This is a genomic window from Hymenobacter rubidus, from assembly GCF_016734815.1.
Lineage (GTDB): Bacteria > Bacteroidota > Bacteroidia > Cytophagales > Hymenobacteraceae > Hymenobacter > Hymenobacter rubidus.
Window position 1 is genome coordinate 234,451 of record NZ_JAERQF010000001.1, and the last position, 13,718, is coordinate 248,168.

The following is a 13,718-nucleotide window of genomic DNA, read 5'->3' on the forward strand; positions in this document are numbered from 1 at the left end:
TATTTTCTACCAACCAAACCGGCGCGGTATGGACGCGAAAAAACCGGCTGGCCTGCCGTAAGTGGCAAACCAACCGGTTTTTAGCGACGCTAAACGGTGCGTTAAAACTTCCGGCTATTCGTTCGGCTGGCCGTAGGTGGCCAGTTTGTACACAGCCTTCTGCTTCATCTTGCGCTCCGTGATGCTGGGCTTTTGGAAGAAGGTGCGACGACGCAGCTCTTTGAGCACACCCGTGCGCTCAAACTTCTTTTTAAAACGCTTCAGCGCACGGTCAACCGATTCGTTGTCTTTGATTTGAATGATAATCATATCAGGGAATGAGGGAGATTTTCAGAGGAGGGCGGTGTAAACCGGGCCGCAAAGATAATCACAGATTTGTCGGATTAAAAACGGATTCGCCGGATTTTGCCACTGAATTCTCTCAGAAACGCAGCAAGCTCCGTTCCAAGCCATTCACCCAAGCCGGCCCAACCGTTTTAATCCGGCCAATCCGGGGCTTTTATTTCAGCAGCGCCCGCGCAATAACCAGCTTCTGGATTTCGCTGGTTCCTTCGCCGATGGTGCAGAGTTTGGCGTCGCGGTAATATTTTTCGGCCGGGTAATCTTTGGTATAACCGTAGCCCCCAAAAATCTGGACGCCTTCGTTGGCCGTGCGCACGGCCACTTCCGAGGCGTAGAGCTTGGCCATGGCCGACTCTAAGTTCACGTTCAGGCCCCGGTCTTTCATGTCGGCCGCCCGGTAGGTAAGCAGGCTGGCGGCTTCTATTTCGGTCGCCATGTCTGCCAGCTTAAACGAGATGCCCTGGAAATTGCTGATGGGTTGGTTGAATTGGTGCCGCTCCTTGCTGTATTGGGTAGCCGCCTCCAGCGCCCCCTGCGCAATGCCCAAACTGAGCGCCGCAATGCTGATACGACCACCGTCGAGCACCTTCAACGACTGCACAAAGCCATCCCCCACTTTGCCGATGACGTTTTCCTTGGGGACTTTGCAATCGGTAAAAATCAGCTCCGTGGTTTCGGATGCGCGCATGCCCAGCTTGTCTTCTTTGCGGCCGGCCGCGAACCCTGGCGTGTCCCGCTCTACAATGAAGGCCGTCATACCATGAGAGTCGCCGACCTGGCCTGTGCGCACAATCACCACGGCGACATTACCGGACTTGCCGTGCGTAATGAAATTTTTTGCGCCGTTAATACTATAATAATCACCGCTTTCGTCAAGCACGGCGGTGGTGCGCATGTTGCCGGCATCGGAGCCGGTGTTAGGTTCTGTCAGCCCCCAGGCCCCAATCCATTCGCCCGAAGCCAGTTTGGGCAGGTATTTCTGTTTTTGTTCCTCCGAGGCATGCTGCAGAATGTGCCCGGTACACAGCGAATTATGCGCTGCCATGCTCAGGCCAATGCTTCCATCGATTTTGGCCAGTTCGGCAATGGCCGTCACATACTCTACGTAGCCGAAACCCGAGCCGCCGTATTGCTGCGGTACCAATACGCCCATCAAGCCCAAATCACCGAGCTTGCGAAACACCTCAATGGGGAATTCTTGGCTTTCATCCCATTTCATCATGTTGGGCTTGATGTGCTGGGCGCCAAAATCGCGCACCATCTGCGCAATCATGGCTTGGTTTTCGGTGGCTACAATTTCCATATCGGAGGGTACTAGGTGGGTGGGAGTGAAGGTGAGTACGGAACAGCAATTACCACAACCGTGGAACCATGCTGGGGCCACGAAAGTACGATTCAAGGAGTTGGCAACCGGCCTCCCAATGCTTCCGGTAAGGTGACGTTGTTGAATGGGCGCCGTAAAAGCGTTACTTTTGAGGCTTTTTGGGGAAAGTCTGACGGCCGACTTTCAAAAAGAACCCAAATATTTTTGTTGATTCTCATTTAACTGGCCTTCATGCCGACATTCCTGCTTCGTCGCCTCGGGCGCCTTCTGCTACTGGCACTGCCTGCCATGGTGCTTTTCTCTTCTTGCCTTTCGTCTAAGTACTACAAGCAACGCACCCTGTTTCGCCTTACCGACAGCAAGGGCAATTTGCTGGATAGCACTAAGCTACGCATTGCTGTAAACCGAACCGAGCGGAACTACCTCATTCAGCCCAACGACATTTTAACAGTTCAGGTGAATACCAATAAGGGCGAACGTATTCTGGACCCCAACGGCGAATTGCAGTTTGGTGGAACTAGTAGCACTGTTATGACCGGTGGTTCTGGAGGAGCTAGCGGCGGGACAGGAGCGTCCTCCTTCCTAGTGCAGGCCGATGGCTCAGTCGTTCTTCCTTTGGTTAACCGGGTTAGAGTACAAGGGTTGAGTTTGCTGCAAGCTGACAGTGTGCTGGCGGTCCGCTATAACAAATATTATAAGGAGCCTTTTGTATCGACAAGAGTGACAAATAATCGCGTAATTATATTAGGTGCACCTGGTGGCAGAGTTATTCCCTTGGCTAACGATAACATGAACCTACTAGAGGTTTTGGCGCTAGCAGGCGGCCTCGACGGTGGTGGCAGCGACTTGTATCGCTACGGTGGCAGGGCCAATGACATTCGAATTATCAGAGGCGACCTAAAGAACCCCCGAGTCCAGCGAATCGATTTGACTACAATCGAAGGCATGCGACGGGCCAACCTTCAAATAGAGCCAAATGATATTATTTACGTAGACCCTGTTCGACGCCCTATAATAGAAGGGTTTACGGAAGCGCAGCCTTTCATCTCTTTTTCATCGTTCATAATTACAACCACCCTATTGGTTATCAGCATTGTAAATCGGTAGCCCAATGCTTTTAATGTGTTTAATTCTCATATCCAGCAAACGCTGGTAATATTATTACATTGCTGTGAGCGAAAACTCGGAACTTGAAGAACTTATCCGTAATGCTACCGGCGGAGCTGAGGCCCAGCCAATAAGCTTTCCCAGCAGCCCGGACTCCGATGATGAGGGGGGCGGTTTTGATATTGCCACCCTTGTACTTGTAGCACGGCGCAGTTTGCTTTGGTTGCTTCTGCTGGTCACGTTAGGTACTACTGCTTCATGGCTATACCTGCGCTACACCAAACCTGTTTACAGAGCAGCATCGGTAATCAAGATTGATGAAACCAATCAAGGCACCGCCGTTGGTCTACCAGGCGTAGCTCCGGCGGCTGTTACGTTAAGAGGAGCTAAGTTGGCTGGTGAAATAGAGTTAATTAAATCTAATATTATCTATCGGCGCCTCAAAGACTCGCTGGTACTGGACGTAAATTATTACGTCCAAGGCACTGTATTAGAGTCGGAACTGTATGGCTCGTCCCCGTTTCGTATTGTTTACAAAATCGTTGACCCTGCCTTATACAACCGGAAGTTCGACCTGAAATTCATTAGCCCTCAACGCTTCAAGCTGGATTTTATCGGCCAGGGCGGTCCACAGTCAGGAGAATATGCTGTTGGGAAGCCCCTTACGCTACCCGGCATTGATTTGCAGGTGCTGTTGGATGCAAAAATTGGGAATGAAGCGCTCGACGCTAGTTACCACTTCACCATTCAGGACGACAACACCATCAATGGCTACCTCGACCGGAACCTTACCGTCGACGTGGTCAATCCAGATGCAAACACCATTCAGATTGCATTCAGTGATTTCAATCCGAAAAAGGCGGCAGACATTGTTAATGTTATTAACAAGGTCTATCTTGAAGAAAAGGTAAACCGCAAATCGGAGGCCACTCGCAAGCAGCTTCGGTTTCTGGAAAGGGTTTTGGCTCAAAATGGCAAAAGTCTGGAGCAGGCCGAAGACCGGCTGCAAGAATTTGTTAAAGAGAGCGGGTCGTACGATGTCAAGGGCGAATACAACGGCTTGGTAGAGCAGCTTGAGAAGCTAGAGCAGGAGCGAATCAAAACTACAGAGCAGCTCAATCTGTTGGCCCAGGTCACTCAAATGGCTAGTCAAGGGAATCTTACCCGTGATGAAACCCAGACTGTTGAACAAAATATTCCAACACTCTCAACCCTTCAGGACCCCCTGCTAACGGCTCAACTGACGCAACTTAATACACTCCAACGGAACATGCGCCGGCTGCTGCGTTCCTATACCAATGAGACGGAAACGGTAAAATCGGAACAGGCCAAAATCAACTTTATCCTCAACAGCATTAATCAGCTTATGCTGCAGAACCAAAAGCTATTGCGGAATTCTTTGGAAGCAACAAAGAAGCAACGCGACAAGATTTTGAGTGATATGCAACAGATTCCGGCCAGAGCTACTGCACAGGCGCGCCTGCAACGCCCGCTGGGTCTTTACGAAAGCTTTTACCTTCAGCTAATGAACCGCCAAGTGCAGTTTAATATGGAAAATGCTGGGGTCACCGCCGATTTCCAAGTTTTGTCGCCGGCTTCGCCGCCCGGGGCACCTATTTCACCAAACAGGCTGATGGTGTACGCCATCGGTTTGATAGGCGGGCTCATGTTGGGACTTGGGCTGATAGGGGTTCGCTATTTCATGCACAACACGGTTACGAACGTGCGTGAATTGGAACGTAACACCAAGGCTTCCGTACTGGGCATTATCCCAACCTACGACAAAGAGAAAATGGACATTTCCCGTCTGGTTGTAGACAAAAATCCTAAGTCAGCTATATCTGAATCTATTCGCTCTATTCGCACCAACTTGGATTTCATTAGTTCGGCGAAGAAGAAGCGAATGATTTCTGTTACGTCTACCATTTCGGGCGAAGGCAAGACCTTTGTGACAGTGAATTTGGCAGGTATCATTGCGCTGTCTGGCCAACGCGTTATCATTCTCGACCTTGATATGCGAAAGCCTAAAGTGAACCTGGCCTTCAATGCAGAGAACACAAAAGGAGTAAGCACCATTCTCATCGACCGGCACAGCGTACAAGAATGCATCCAGTCCACTAGCATTGATTCATTGCAATTTATTTCCGCTGGACCTACCCCACCTAACCCCTCTGAATTGATTTTGAGCGACCGGTTTGACTTAATGGTGCAGGAACTATACAAAGAATACGACGTCATCCTGATAGATACCCCCCCGGTTGGCTTGGTAACGGACGGCATTCTAATTATGCGTAAGGCCGATATCCCGCTTTATATTGTGCGGGCCGACTACTCTAAGAAAGCGTTTATCAAGAATATGAACCGCCTCATGCGCAGCAACAACTTCACGCGCATGTGCACCATTCTCAACGACGCGCACGCTGGAGGCAGCTATGGGTACGGCTACGGGTATGGCTACGGGTATGGCTACGGGTATGGCTATGGTGGCTACGGCCAAGGCTACTATGAAGAGCAAGCAACCAAGCCGCTCACTTTTGGACAGAAGGTAAAAAAGTTTCTTTCCTAGTCCTTTGAGATGGCATCGCTCTGGCAACGGCTTTTTGGCGGGGCTGCGCCCGCGCCTGCAGCTAGCCCACCCGTTTCGCTGTCGGCACTGGTGGCAGATATGCACTCGCACCTGTTGCCAGGCCTCGACGACGGTGCTGAGACGGTGGAGCATTCGTTGGGGTTGCTGCGGGCGTTGCGGGACATGGGCTTTCGAAAACTAATAATGACGCCCCATATCATGGGCGACTTTTATAAGAATACGCCCGAAGGCATTCGGGCAGCGCTGCAGCTGTTGCGCGACGCTGCAACGGCAGCTGGCTTGGGCGATGTGGAACTCGACTGCGCGGCGGAATATTACTTGGACGAATTTTTGGGCCGCAAGCTGGCCGATGGTACCGAAATGCTCACTTTCGGCGCAGACAAGCGGTACCTGCTGTTCGAAACATCGTACATGAACGAGCCGCTCAATCTCTTCGAAATCATCTTTGAGATGCAGGCTCAGGGCTACACCCCTGTACTGGCGCATCCTGAACGCTACACTTACCTATACGGTCGCTTTGCGGAAGTCGAAAAGCTGCGCCGCGAGTACGGCGTGCTTTTGCAGGTAAACCTCAACTCGCTGGCCGGCTATTATTCCCCCGCGGCCAAAAAAGTGGCCGAGCAACTGATTGACGGCAGTCTGGTTGACTTTGTGGGCACCGATACTCACCACCTGCGCCATACTGACACGCTGCTAAGCCGCACCTTGCCGCAACCGTATATGGAAAAGCTACTGCAACTACCCTTGCTGAACAGCACCCTATAGCAGCTAGTGCAACTAGCTAGGCCACAAACGCCTAACTTTCGTCCGACCCTTGTTGTTGCTCAGTGCTGTGCTAGTCGGTCCTGGCGACTATCGTTTTTCACCCTCCTCCCCTGCTCCATGATTTTCGTAACCGGTGGTACTGGCCTTATTGGCTCTTTCCTGCTGCAGGCACTACGAGCCCGGGGGCAAGCAGTGCGGGCGTTGTATCGGGACTCAGTGCCTGACAATGTCGCCCCTGGAGTGGAATGGCTGGCTGGAGACATACTGGATACGGAGTTGTTGCGCTCCGCCCTTACCCCTGAGGTCACGCACGTATTCCATTGCGCTGGACTGGTATCGTATGCCCCCCAGGACGAAGACCTGTTGCTGGCCGTAAACGTACAGGGCACTGCTGCCGTAGTCGATGCCTGCTTGGAACGTCCCGGTATTCGGCTGGTGCACGTATCGTCAGTAGCGGCCTTGGGCGGCCCCACTCCGAACGCAGGCACGGCCGTCCAAGGGCCCACGTTGGTAACCGAAACCGCTAGCTGGGACTTGGGCGCCGCCCATCCGGCTTACGCGACGTCTAAGTACCTGGGTGAATTGGAGGTGTGGCGCGGAGTGGCCGAGGGTTTGGCGGCGGTTATCGTGAATCCGTCGGTAGTGCTGGGACCGGGCAACTGGAACCGCAGCAGCACCCGACTGCTGCGCTATGCCCACCAACAACACCGGTTCTATACCCGTGGGCTTATCAATTTTGTTGATGTGCGCGACGTAGTTGCTCAACTGTTGGCCCTTGCCTTCGACCACCCTGAGTTGGCTGGGGAGCGGTACATTTTGAGTGCAGAAGCCCTGCCCCTGGCTGACTTCTTTCGGCAAGCGGCTACGGCGCTCAAGCGCCGGCCGCCCTCCGTGGCAGTGCCCGACTGGGCCGCCGAAATTATCTGGCGCGTGGAGCACGCGCGGGCAGTGCTGACGGGGGCCCGGCCGCTTATCACCAAAGATACAGCCCGGGCCGGCCGCAAGCCCGTTGTATACGCTCACGCCAAAGTGCAAAGAGCTACTGGCCTAAGATTCCGCCCCTTAACCGAGACGCTGGCTTGGTGTGCGGCCGAATTAACTAGAAATCCGACCAAGCAGGAAGCTGTTTTCGTATCTTAGCAACAACCGGATTGCACGGTTTTGCCCAATATTTGTTATTATTGATAGCGAACTAGAAAGTGGAGTGGAACGGCAACCTAGCCGAGGCATTCACGAAGCCGTGGTGCCGAAGCAGCCTATCCACAAAAACTGATTAATCCACTTAACTGCGATTTTATGCGCATGAACGAACATTTTGAAGACCCCCGGGCCGTGTTGGATACCGTGCGCCGCTTCGAGCGTATGCTGGCCCAGCAGGAGCCTGTTTTTTTTGACCTGGAGGACTTTGAGAACATCATTGACCACTACGTCACCAATGCGGAGTTTGACAAGGCACTACAGGCGTGTGAGGCCGCATTGGGCCAATACCCTTTCTCGACCGAACTGCTAATTGACCGTGCTCAGGTAACGGCCATGCGCGGGGACTATTCAGAAGCAGAGCGCCAAATTGATGCCGTGGCGGCGTTGGACCCCACCAACGCAGACGTAGCGGTTACGCGTGGCATCATCAGCACCCAGCGGGGCGAGTTTGCGGAGGCAGTCGCGTTTTTCCGGGCCGGCTTGGAGCAGGAGCCCGAGCGTGAGGACATTCACTTCAACTTAGGGCTGGCATTCCAGAGCTGGCAGAAGTTTAAGAGTGCTGCCAAGCACTACAAGCAGAGCCTGCGCCTCAATCCTGATAACGAGACGGGCGTGCAGGAGCTGCTGCACTGCCTCGACATTACGGCCCGGCTCGAAGAGCACGAGGATTTTTTTAAGCGCTTTACTGATGACGACCCGTATTCGGCTACGGCTTGGTATAACCTGGGACAGTATTGGTACCGCCGCGAGGATTTTCCCAGGGCCGTTGAGGCGTTTGATTTTGCCGTAACCATCCGACCCGATTTTCACGATGCGCACCACTGGCTGGCAGATTCCTACGTCTGCCAACAGGAGTACCAAAAGGCTATTGTCGAGTTTGAGTTGGCTTATCCCCCCGGCGAGCCCACGGACGAGGCCCTTTGCAACATTGGCGAGTGCTACGAGAAGCTACGCGAATGGGAGCCTGCCCGCAAGTATTACCGCCAGGCGCTGGAGTTGAACCCGAACATGGACGAGGCCTGGTTTGGCCAGGGCGTACTGCTGCAGGAGCAGGGCCGCTGGTTCGAAGCCATTCACTTTTTCCGGAAGGCCACGGAGCTATACGCTGACAGCGGCGAGTATTGGTCGGCCCTTGGCGCGGCCGAGAACAACGTGGGAAACGTGGTAAGCGCCCTGGAATCGTATGAAAAAGCCACGGAAGTGGCCCCCGACGATGCACAGGGCTGGGTGAGCTGGAGCGCGATTCTTTACGAGCAAGGCCACTTCGCCGAGGCCGCAGAACTGGTCCGTCATGCCGTCAACCTGCATCCGCACGAGGCCCACTTCCACTACATGCTGTGCGCCTACCTGCTGGCCGATGGCCGCCTGCGGGAAGCCTACGCCACCTTGGAAACGGCCCTCACGCTCAACTACGAGCAACATGTACTGCTATTCGATTACTTCCCCGAACTACGTGAGCAGCCGGGATTGAAGAAGCTTATCGACCAGTTTCGGAAATAACATTTCATCTTGAAGTTACTTTTGCAACCGCCCGTCCTATGATGGGCGGTTTTTCTTTGTCGGCACCACTCCATTTCTGGCCGGCGCTTTTCCCCTCCACCTTACTCTTTTAGCTGTACCTGATGAATTACGACCTTTCACAACTCCCCGAACGCACCGCCAAACCCCGCGAGCAAGGCTACACCATGGTCATGGACAAGGGCATGAGCCTGCGCGAAGTGGAGGACTTTCTGGAAGTGGGCGGCGCCTACACCGATGTGGTGAAACTGGGCTGGGCTACCTCTTACGTAGTACCCAACCTAAAGCGTAAGCTCGAAATCTACCGCGCGGCCAATATCCCGGTCTATTTTGGCGGCACCCTTTTCGAAGCCTTTATCATCCGCAATCAATTCGACGACTACCGCCGTTTGCTGGACACCTATGGCATGGAGTACGCCGAAGTGTCCGACGGCAGCATCGACCTCGACCACGAGCGCAAATGCGAGTACATCCGCGAACTGAGCAAAACGGTACGCGTGCTAAGCGAGGTAGGCTCTAAAGACGCCGAAAAAATTATTCCGCCCTACAAATGGATTTCGCAGATGGAAACCGAACTCGAAGCCGGCGCCGTCAAGGTCATTGGCGAAGCCCGGGAGGGTGGCAACGTGGGCCTCTTCCGCAGCACCGGCGAAGTACGCTCGGGCTTGGTAGAAGAAATCCTGACCAAGATTCCATCCGAGAGAATCATTTGGGAAGCGCCCCAAAAAGCTCAGCAGGTCTGGTTTATCAAGCTCTTGGGCAGCAACGTGAACCTTGGCAACATTGCGCCTAATGAAGTGGTAAGCCTTGAAACCATTCGCCTCGGCTTACGCGGCGATACGTTCTCCCACTTTCTTGACATGGATGCTGTAGACCCCATGTTCTACCCTGCGGCCAAAACGGGCAAGCCCGGCACGTCCATGCCCCGCGGCTAGCCTGAAACGGTCGGATAAGCTAAATCAAACTGACTTCACCTCCGCCGTGTTCCAATAAAAAATGCCGGCCTCCTTGCGGAAGCCGGCATTTTTTGCTGCACGAAGCAGGACTACTGCTTCGTAGCTTTCAAGGTTTTCACTTCGCCTGAAGGCAGCGTGAGCTTAATCACATACAGACCTGTTTTCAGGCTGTTCAAGCCGCTTACGGGCACATCAACCAGGCCCGAAGCCAACTCAACGTTGCGTTGGATAATTGTGCGGCCCATCATGTCGGTAACCAGCAGCTTGCCCGTGCCGGAAGTGGTAGACTGCAAGGACAGGTGCACTTCGTCGGTGGTGCTGAAGGGGTTCGGGAAAGCGACCATGCTGGTGGAAGCAGAAGCTTTACCTTCGAAGCTAACAGCGACCGGAGCGAAGAAGCTCTCTTTGCCATCCAAGTCAATCTGGTGCAGGCGGTAGTAGCGAATGCCGGTTTTACCGCTTTCCGTATCGAGGTAGCTGTACGATTGAGCCGTTGCGCTGTTCGGCGTTTTGCTTTGCACCATACCCAAGGTACGGAACTCTTTGCCATCGGTTGAAACCTGCACTTCGAAGCCTTTGCTGTTTTGCTCCGAAGCCGTCTGCCAGGTAACCAACGCATCAGCGCCCATGCGCTTCGCATCAAACTTGGTCAGGGTGATAGGCAACGGACGCGTACGGTCGCCCAAGGTAAGGTTGTAAGCCGGATAGCTATCGAGGAAAGCCCGGTCGAAGTAGTTAAGTGTGGTATTCACTGTACCGTCACGTGGGGCATAAGGACCCGATAAGTTAAAGGAGAGAAACATTAACAGGTTAGCTTCCTGAATGGTGTTCAACTCATCAGCAGAGTCTAAATAACGAAACCGTACGAATGAACCTGTCCCGGCGTAAGTGGAGGTCTCGCTATCATCATCACCCCGAATAGTGAAGACACGCTTGATGCCTACGCCATTTCCAATGGGCGCCAACTGAGGTTCGCCAACAACCCGAAGGATACCGATTATACCCACTGGCGTGTGATTTGGGGTTAGTTCAAGACCAATATTACCAAATGTCTGAGTTACGCCGCTGCTCATCCGACGACTAGACCGGAGAACACCTTTCACATATGAGCTATTCGTTTCCGCATAGCCCGCTGCCTGATTAATTAGGCCACTGCTACCAAGGTCGATATATGTGTTACCTGTCGTATTGAAAACAGTAACAATTGCATTGTTCACGTTGTCTTCGGAAGCTGACTGTATAATAACTCCATTCGCAACGGACGTAGGCCGGAATGACAATGTATTGAGCGGAGCAAGCACGTTGATAACAGACTTCGTACCTGAACCTGCTACAATCACATCTGGCATGTTTAATTGACCACTGATGAGTTGGTCTGCACCCGCCAAAATCAAGGTAGAGTTTTGAGCAGGGTCGGCTACACCTACGGCACCTGTTGTGGTACCAACCAAACCGCCGGCCGGCTGACGTATATTTCCGTATACCGCCAGCGTTGCCAATTGAACAAATAGTTGACCCTTAACGCTATTTGAGCTACCGTTTAGGGTGAGATTGTTAACTGAATAGGTATTAATCGGACCTCCTATCGGGCTATCCAACACTGGATAAGCGTAGCGTACGGTTGAAGTAGGTGCATTGATAACGGCGTTGGAAGTAGCCGTTGGAACACCATTACTCCAGTTTGTAGCATTATTCCAATCTGTACCGGAAGCTGTATTGGTTGTACTAATCCAAGTAGTCGTTCCGCCTGATGGCGTTACCAAAGGGGCTTTCACCGTAAAGGTGGCCTGATAGCCTCCTGGATTAGTAGTGCCTAAGTCTTGAACGGTGCCAGGAGTGGTGCCAGTACGACCTGTGGTGGTATAAGTAGTTACGAACTTGACCTCTACTACGTAAGTGCCACCGCCCAGAACAGCAGGCTGGTGCAGCAAATCGACACCGGCAGCACTATTGGTATAATCCAGAGAAGAACCGGTAGTACTGCCACCCGATGGATTCCGGCTCAACACTATGGGTGAGAAACTGGGGAGGCTAGTAGCTGCAGTTCCAGACAGATAAACCCGATAATATACCGTTGACCCGGTAATATTGGTAGAAGTGTTGGCAGTGCCAACATTTGCTTCGGCAGCAGTCAAAATCAAGGTGCTAGCTCCGGTAGCTTGGTCGAACATACCTGAATTAGGCATTCCGCTACCAAAATCCGCACCTTCTAAAAATGGGTTGTATGGCGGAAGAGCAGCAGGGTCATATATACCATCGTAAGTAGTGGATGTGCCAGCTGCACTCGTCGTCGAAGCGCTTATCGTAACATTATCAAAATTGTAATAAGCTTGGCCCATCGCCCGTTGCGAAGCACCCAGACCAAGGAATATGGCAAATAGCGGAATAAGCGAACTCAGGAAGCTTCGCTGTCGCAATAGCTTTTGTGTAAAGGTTAAAGTTTGCATGGATTAAGGGAATTAAATGTAAAAAGGAGGAAGCGCGCAGGGCGCGTATAGCGTGATGAGGCGCATATACGCAGGTCTCAAAAAAAAGTCTATGTGTTGAAAAAAATTAGAATGGGTGCTGAATTGGCACAAAAAGGGTAAGCTCAGCTGTCAGGAAACCATGAAGCGACATCTTTTATCGAATGATACATTGCCCCTAACTAGACGGACGCCAAATTCATTTTTAAGGTTGCTGGTTCCATTTCAGGAAGAAATTTTGTCTCTTCTAATGTCAACCAAATCATTCATACAAGCAATCGAATCTTATGATGCAATCTCTATGTAGCCCTTGCATTGAGGACAGACTGCGTCCAACCTAGGCCAAGCCAAACCCGTGAAGGGACAGCAAATTGAGGGCTGGGCTACTGCACCAGCAAGCAACTGAACGGCAGAGAAAAAAGCAGCACCTATAAGCCAAGTGTCGCCTGACGGCGAGGCTTATCATAGGTCATGCCACTTTTTGGCCGAAGGAAAAGAATTCAATAGGGTTAAATAGGCGAAAGTGCTCAAAAAGCACCAAGCCATGCCATTACCAACGTATTGAATACTTAATTGAAAGTAGAGGATGCCAAATAAATCCTTTTAGTCAGATGCAAAGGTAAGAGAGTACACTCAGTGTAGCAATAGGCACTTCTGAAAGGGAAGGCGTTAGGGAGCGCGGGCATATTTGGTCATTTTCAGTGGCCGTCGGTTTTCTTTGTAGCTCACTCACTCCTTGTATGGAACTCCTCAAGCATTTTTTTGACCTGCTGCTTCACCTCGATAAGACCTTGGTAGAAGTAGTACATAACTACGGTAATCTTACGTATCTCATCCTGTTTCTTATCATTTTTACCGAAACAGGCGTCATCGTATTTCCTTTTCTGCCGGGCGATTCGCTTCTGTTTGTGGCTGGCACCCTAGCGGCGCAGCCCAACCCCGACACTGGCCACCCGCTGCTCAACATTGTGCTGCTGATTCCGCTCTTGATGGGCGCGGCCTTCCTCGGCGACAACCTGAACTATTTGGTAGGTGACTATTTGGGGCCACGCGTGTTCCGGGAAAACTACAAATTTCTGAATCGCAAGTACCTGGACCAGACGCAGGATTTTTACGCCAAGCACGGTGGCAAAACCATTATCATGGCGCGCTTCGTCCCGATAGTGCGCACGTTTGCGCCATTTGTGGCGGGGGTGGGCACCATGACCTATCGCTATTTTGCCTCGTTTAGCATTGCGGGCGCTGCGCTGTGGGTGATTTCGCTGACGTTGGCCGGCTACTTCTTCGGCAACATCGAGTGGGTTCAGAAGAATTTTACACTGGTCATCTACGCCATCATTCTGGTGTCGGTGGTGCCGCCGATGTGGTCGTTCCTGAAAGGCAAGCTTGGTTCTCCCAAGGCTGGCCAATAGCAAGCGGTGAGTAGGCCACGCGGATTGCTTACCTTGACCACT

General features: G+C 52.4%; 10 protein-coding genes. 7 read left to right on the forward strand and 3 right to left on the reverse strand.

What is annotated here, in order from left to right:
* Positions 1-114 precede the first annotated feature (114 nt).
* Together rpsU and JKL48_RS01000 are read right to left on the reverse strand one after the other, a co-directional pair.
* The gene (rpsU, locus tag JKL48_RS00995) at positions 115-309 is read right to left on the reverse strand and encodes a 30S ribosomal protein S21 (RefSeq protein WP_035564799.1); all 195 of its coding nucleotides are present in this window, start codon (positions 307-309) and stop codon (positions 115-117) included.
* A 190-nt stretch (positions 310-499) separates the two neighbouring features.
* On the reverse strand, positions 500-1,645 hold the full coding sequence (locus tag JKL48_RS01000; protein ID WP_201977457.1) for an acyl-CoA dehydrogenase family protein: 1,146 nt from the start codon (positions 1,643-1,645) through the stop codon (positions 500-502).
* A 252-nt stretch (positions 1,646-1,897) separates the two neighbouring features.
* Here JKL48_RS01000 and JKL48_RS01005 point away from each other — a divergent pair, with 252 nt between their 5' ends.
* The 6 genes from JKL48_RS01005 to JKL48_RS01030 all read left to right on the forward strand — a co-directional run bounded on the left by JKL48_RS01005 (position 1,898) and on the right by JKL48_RS01030 (position 9,778).
* On the forward strand, positions 1,898-2,773 hold the full coding sequence (locus JKL48_RS01005; protein ID WP_201977459.1) for a polysaccharide biosynthesis/export family protein: 876 nt from the start codon (positions 1,898-1,900) through the stop codon (positions 2,771-2,773).
* Positions 2,774-2,837: 64 nt separating this feature from the next.
* Positions 2,838-5,339 (forward strand): polysaccharide biosynthesis tyrosine autokinase, encoded by a 2,502-nt coding sequence (locus JKL48_RS23485; RefSeq protein WP_201977461.1) that lies wholly within the window; start codon positions 2,838-2,840, stop codon positions 5,337-5,339.
* 9 nt (positions 5,340-5,348) lie between these two features.
* Positions 5,349-6,125, forward strand: a complete 777-nt coding sequence (locus JKL48_RS01015; RefSeq protein ID WP_236668532.1) for a tyrosine-protein phosphatase — start codon at positions 5,349-5,351, stop codon at positions 6,123-6,125.
* 117 nt (positions 6,126-6,242) lie between these two features.
* Complete coding sequence (locus tag JKL48_RS01020; RefSeq protein WP_201977462.1) at positions 6,243-7,265, forward strand: NAD-dependent epimerase/dehydratase family protein; 1,023 nt, start codon at positions 6,243-6,245, stop codon at positions 7,263-7,265.
* 162 nt (positions 7,266-7,427) lie between these two features.
* A complete protein-coding gene (locus JKL48_RS01025; protein ID WP_201977470.1) occupies positions 7,428-8,825 on the forward strand; it encodes a tetratricopeptide repeat protein in 1,398 nt (465 codons plus the stop codon).
* Between the two features lie 122 nt (positions 8,826-8,947).
* Positions 8,948-9,778 carry a phosphosulfolactate synthase gene (locus tag JKL48_RS01030; protein WP_201977472.1) on the forward strand — a complete coding sequence of 277 codons (831 nt, stop codon included), beginning with the start codon at positions 8,948-8,950 and terminating at the stop codon, positions 9,776-9,778.
* Between the two features lie 110 nt (positions 9,779-9,888).
* On the opposite strand, the gene JKL48_RS01035 is transcribed toward JKL48_RS01030, so the two are convergent.
* The gene (locus JKL48_RS01035; protein ID WP_201977474.1) at positions 9,889-12,246 is read right to left on the reverse strand and encodes a T9SS type A sorting domain-containing protein; all 2,358 of its coding nucleotides are present in this window, start codon (positions 12,244-12,246) and stop codon (positions 9,889-9,891) included.
* A gap of 758 nt (positions 12,247-13,004) precedes the next feature.
* Between JKL48_RS01035 and JKL48_RS01040 the strand changes: the two genes are divergently transcribed.
* Positions 13,005-13,676, forward strand: coding sequence for a DedA family protein (locus JKL48_RS01040; RefSeq protein WP_201977476.1), 672 nt, complete (start codon positions 13,005-13,007; stop codon positions 13,674-13,676).
* Positions 13,677-13,718: the final 42 nt, after the last annotated feature.

Bases quoted from the DNA above. Each gene is read 5' to 3' on its own strand.
- JKL48_RS01005 (WP_201977459.1), top strand. From the start codon at position 1,898: ATGCCGACATTCCTGCTTCGTCGCCTCGGGCGCCTTCTGCTACTGGCA.
- JKL48_RS01015 (WP_236668532.1), top strand. From the start codon at position 5,349: ATGGCATCGCTCTGGCAACGGCTTTTTGGCGGGGCTGCGCCCGCGCCT.
- JKL48_RS01020 (WP_201977462.1), top strand. From the start codon at position 6,243: ATGATTTTCGTAACCGGTGGTACTGGCCTTATTGGCTCTTTCCTGCTG.
- rpsU (WP_035564799.1), bottom strand. From the start codon at position 309: ATGATTATCATTCAAATCAAAGACAACGAATCGGTTGACCGTGCGCTG.
- JKL48_RS01035 (WP_201977474.1), bottom strand. From the start codon at position 12,246: ATGCAAACTTTAACCTTTACACAAAAGCTATTGCGACAGCGAAGCTTC.
- JKL48_RS01000 (WP_201977457.1), bottom strand. From the start codon at position 1,645: ATGGAAATTGTAGCCACCGAAAACCAAGCCATGATTGCGCAGATGGTG.
- JKL48_RS01040 (WP_201977476.1), top strand. From the start codon at position 13,005: ATGGAACTCCTCAAGCATTTTTTTGACCTGCTGCTTCACCTCGATAAG.
- JKL48_RS01030 (WP_201977472.1), top strand. From the start codon at position 8,948: ATGAATTACGACCTTTCACAACTCCCCGAACGCACCGCCAAACCCCGC.
- JKL48_RS01025 (WP_201977470.1), top strand. From the start codon at position 7,428: ATGAACGAACATTTTGAAGACCCCCGGGCCGTGTTGGATACCGTGCGC.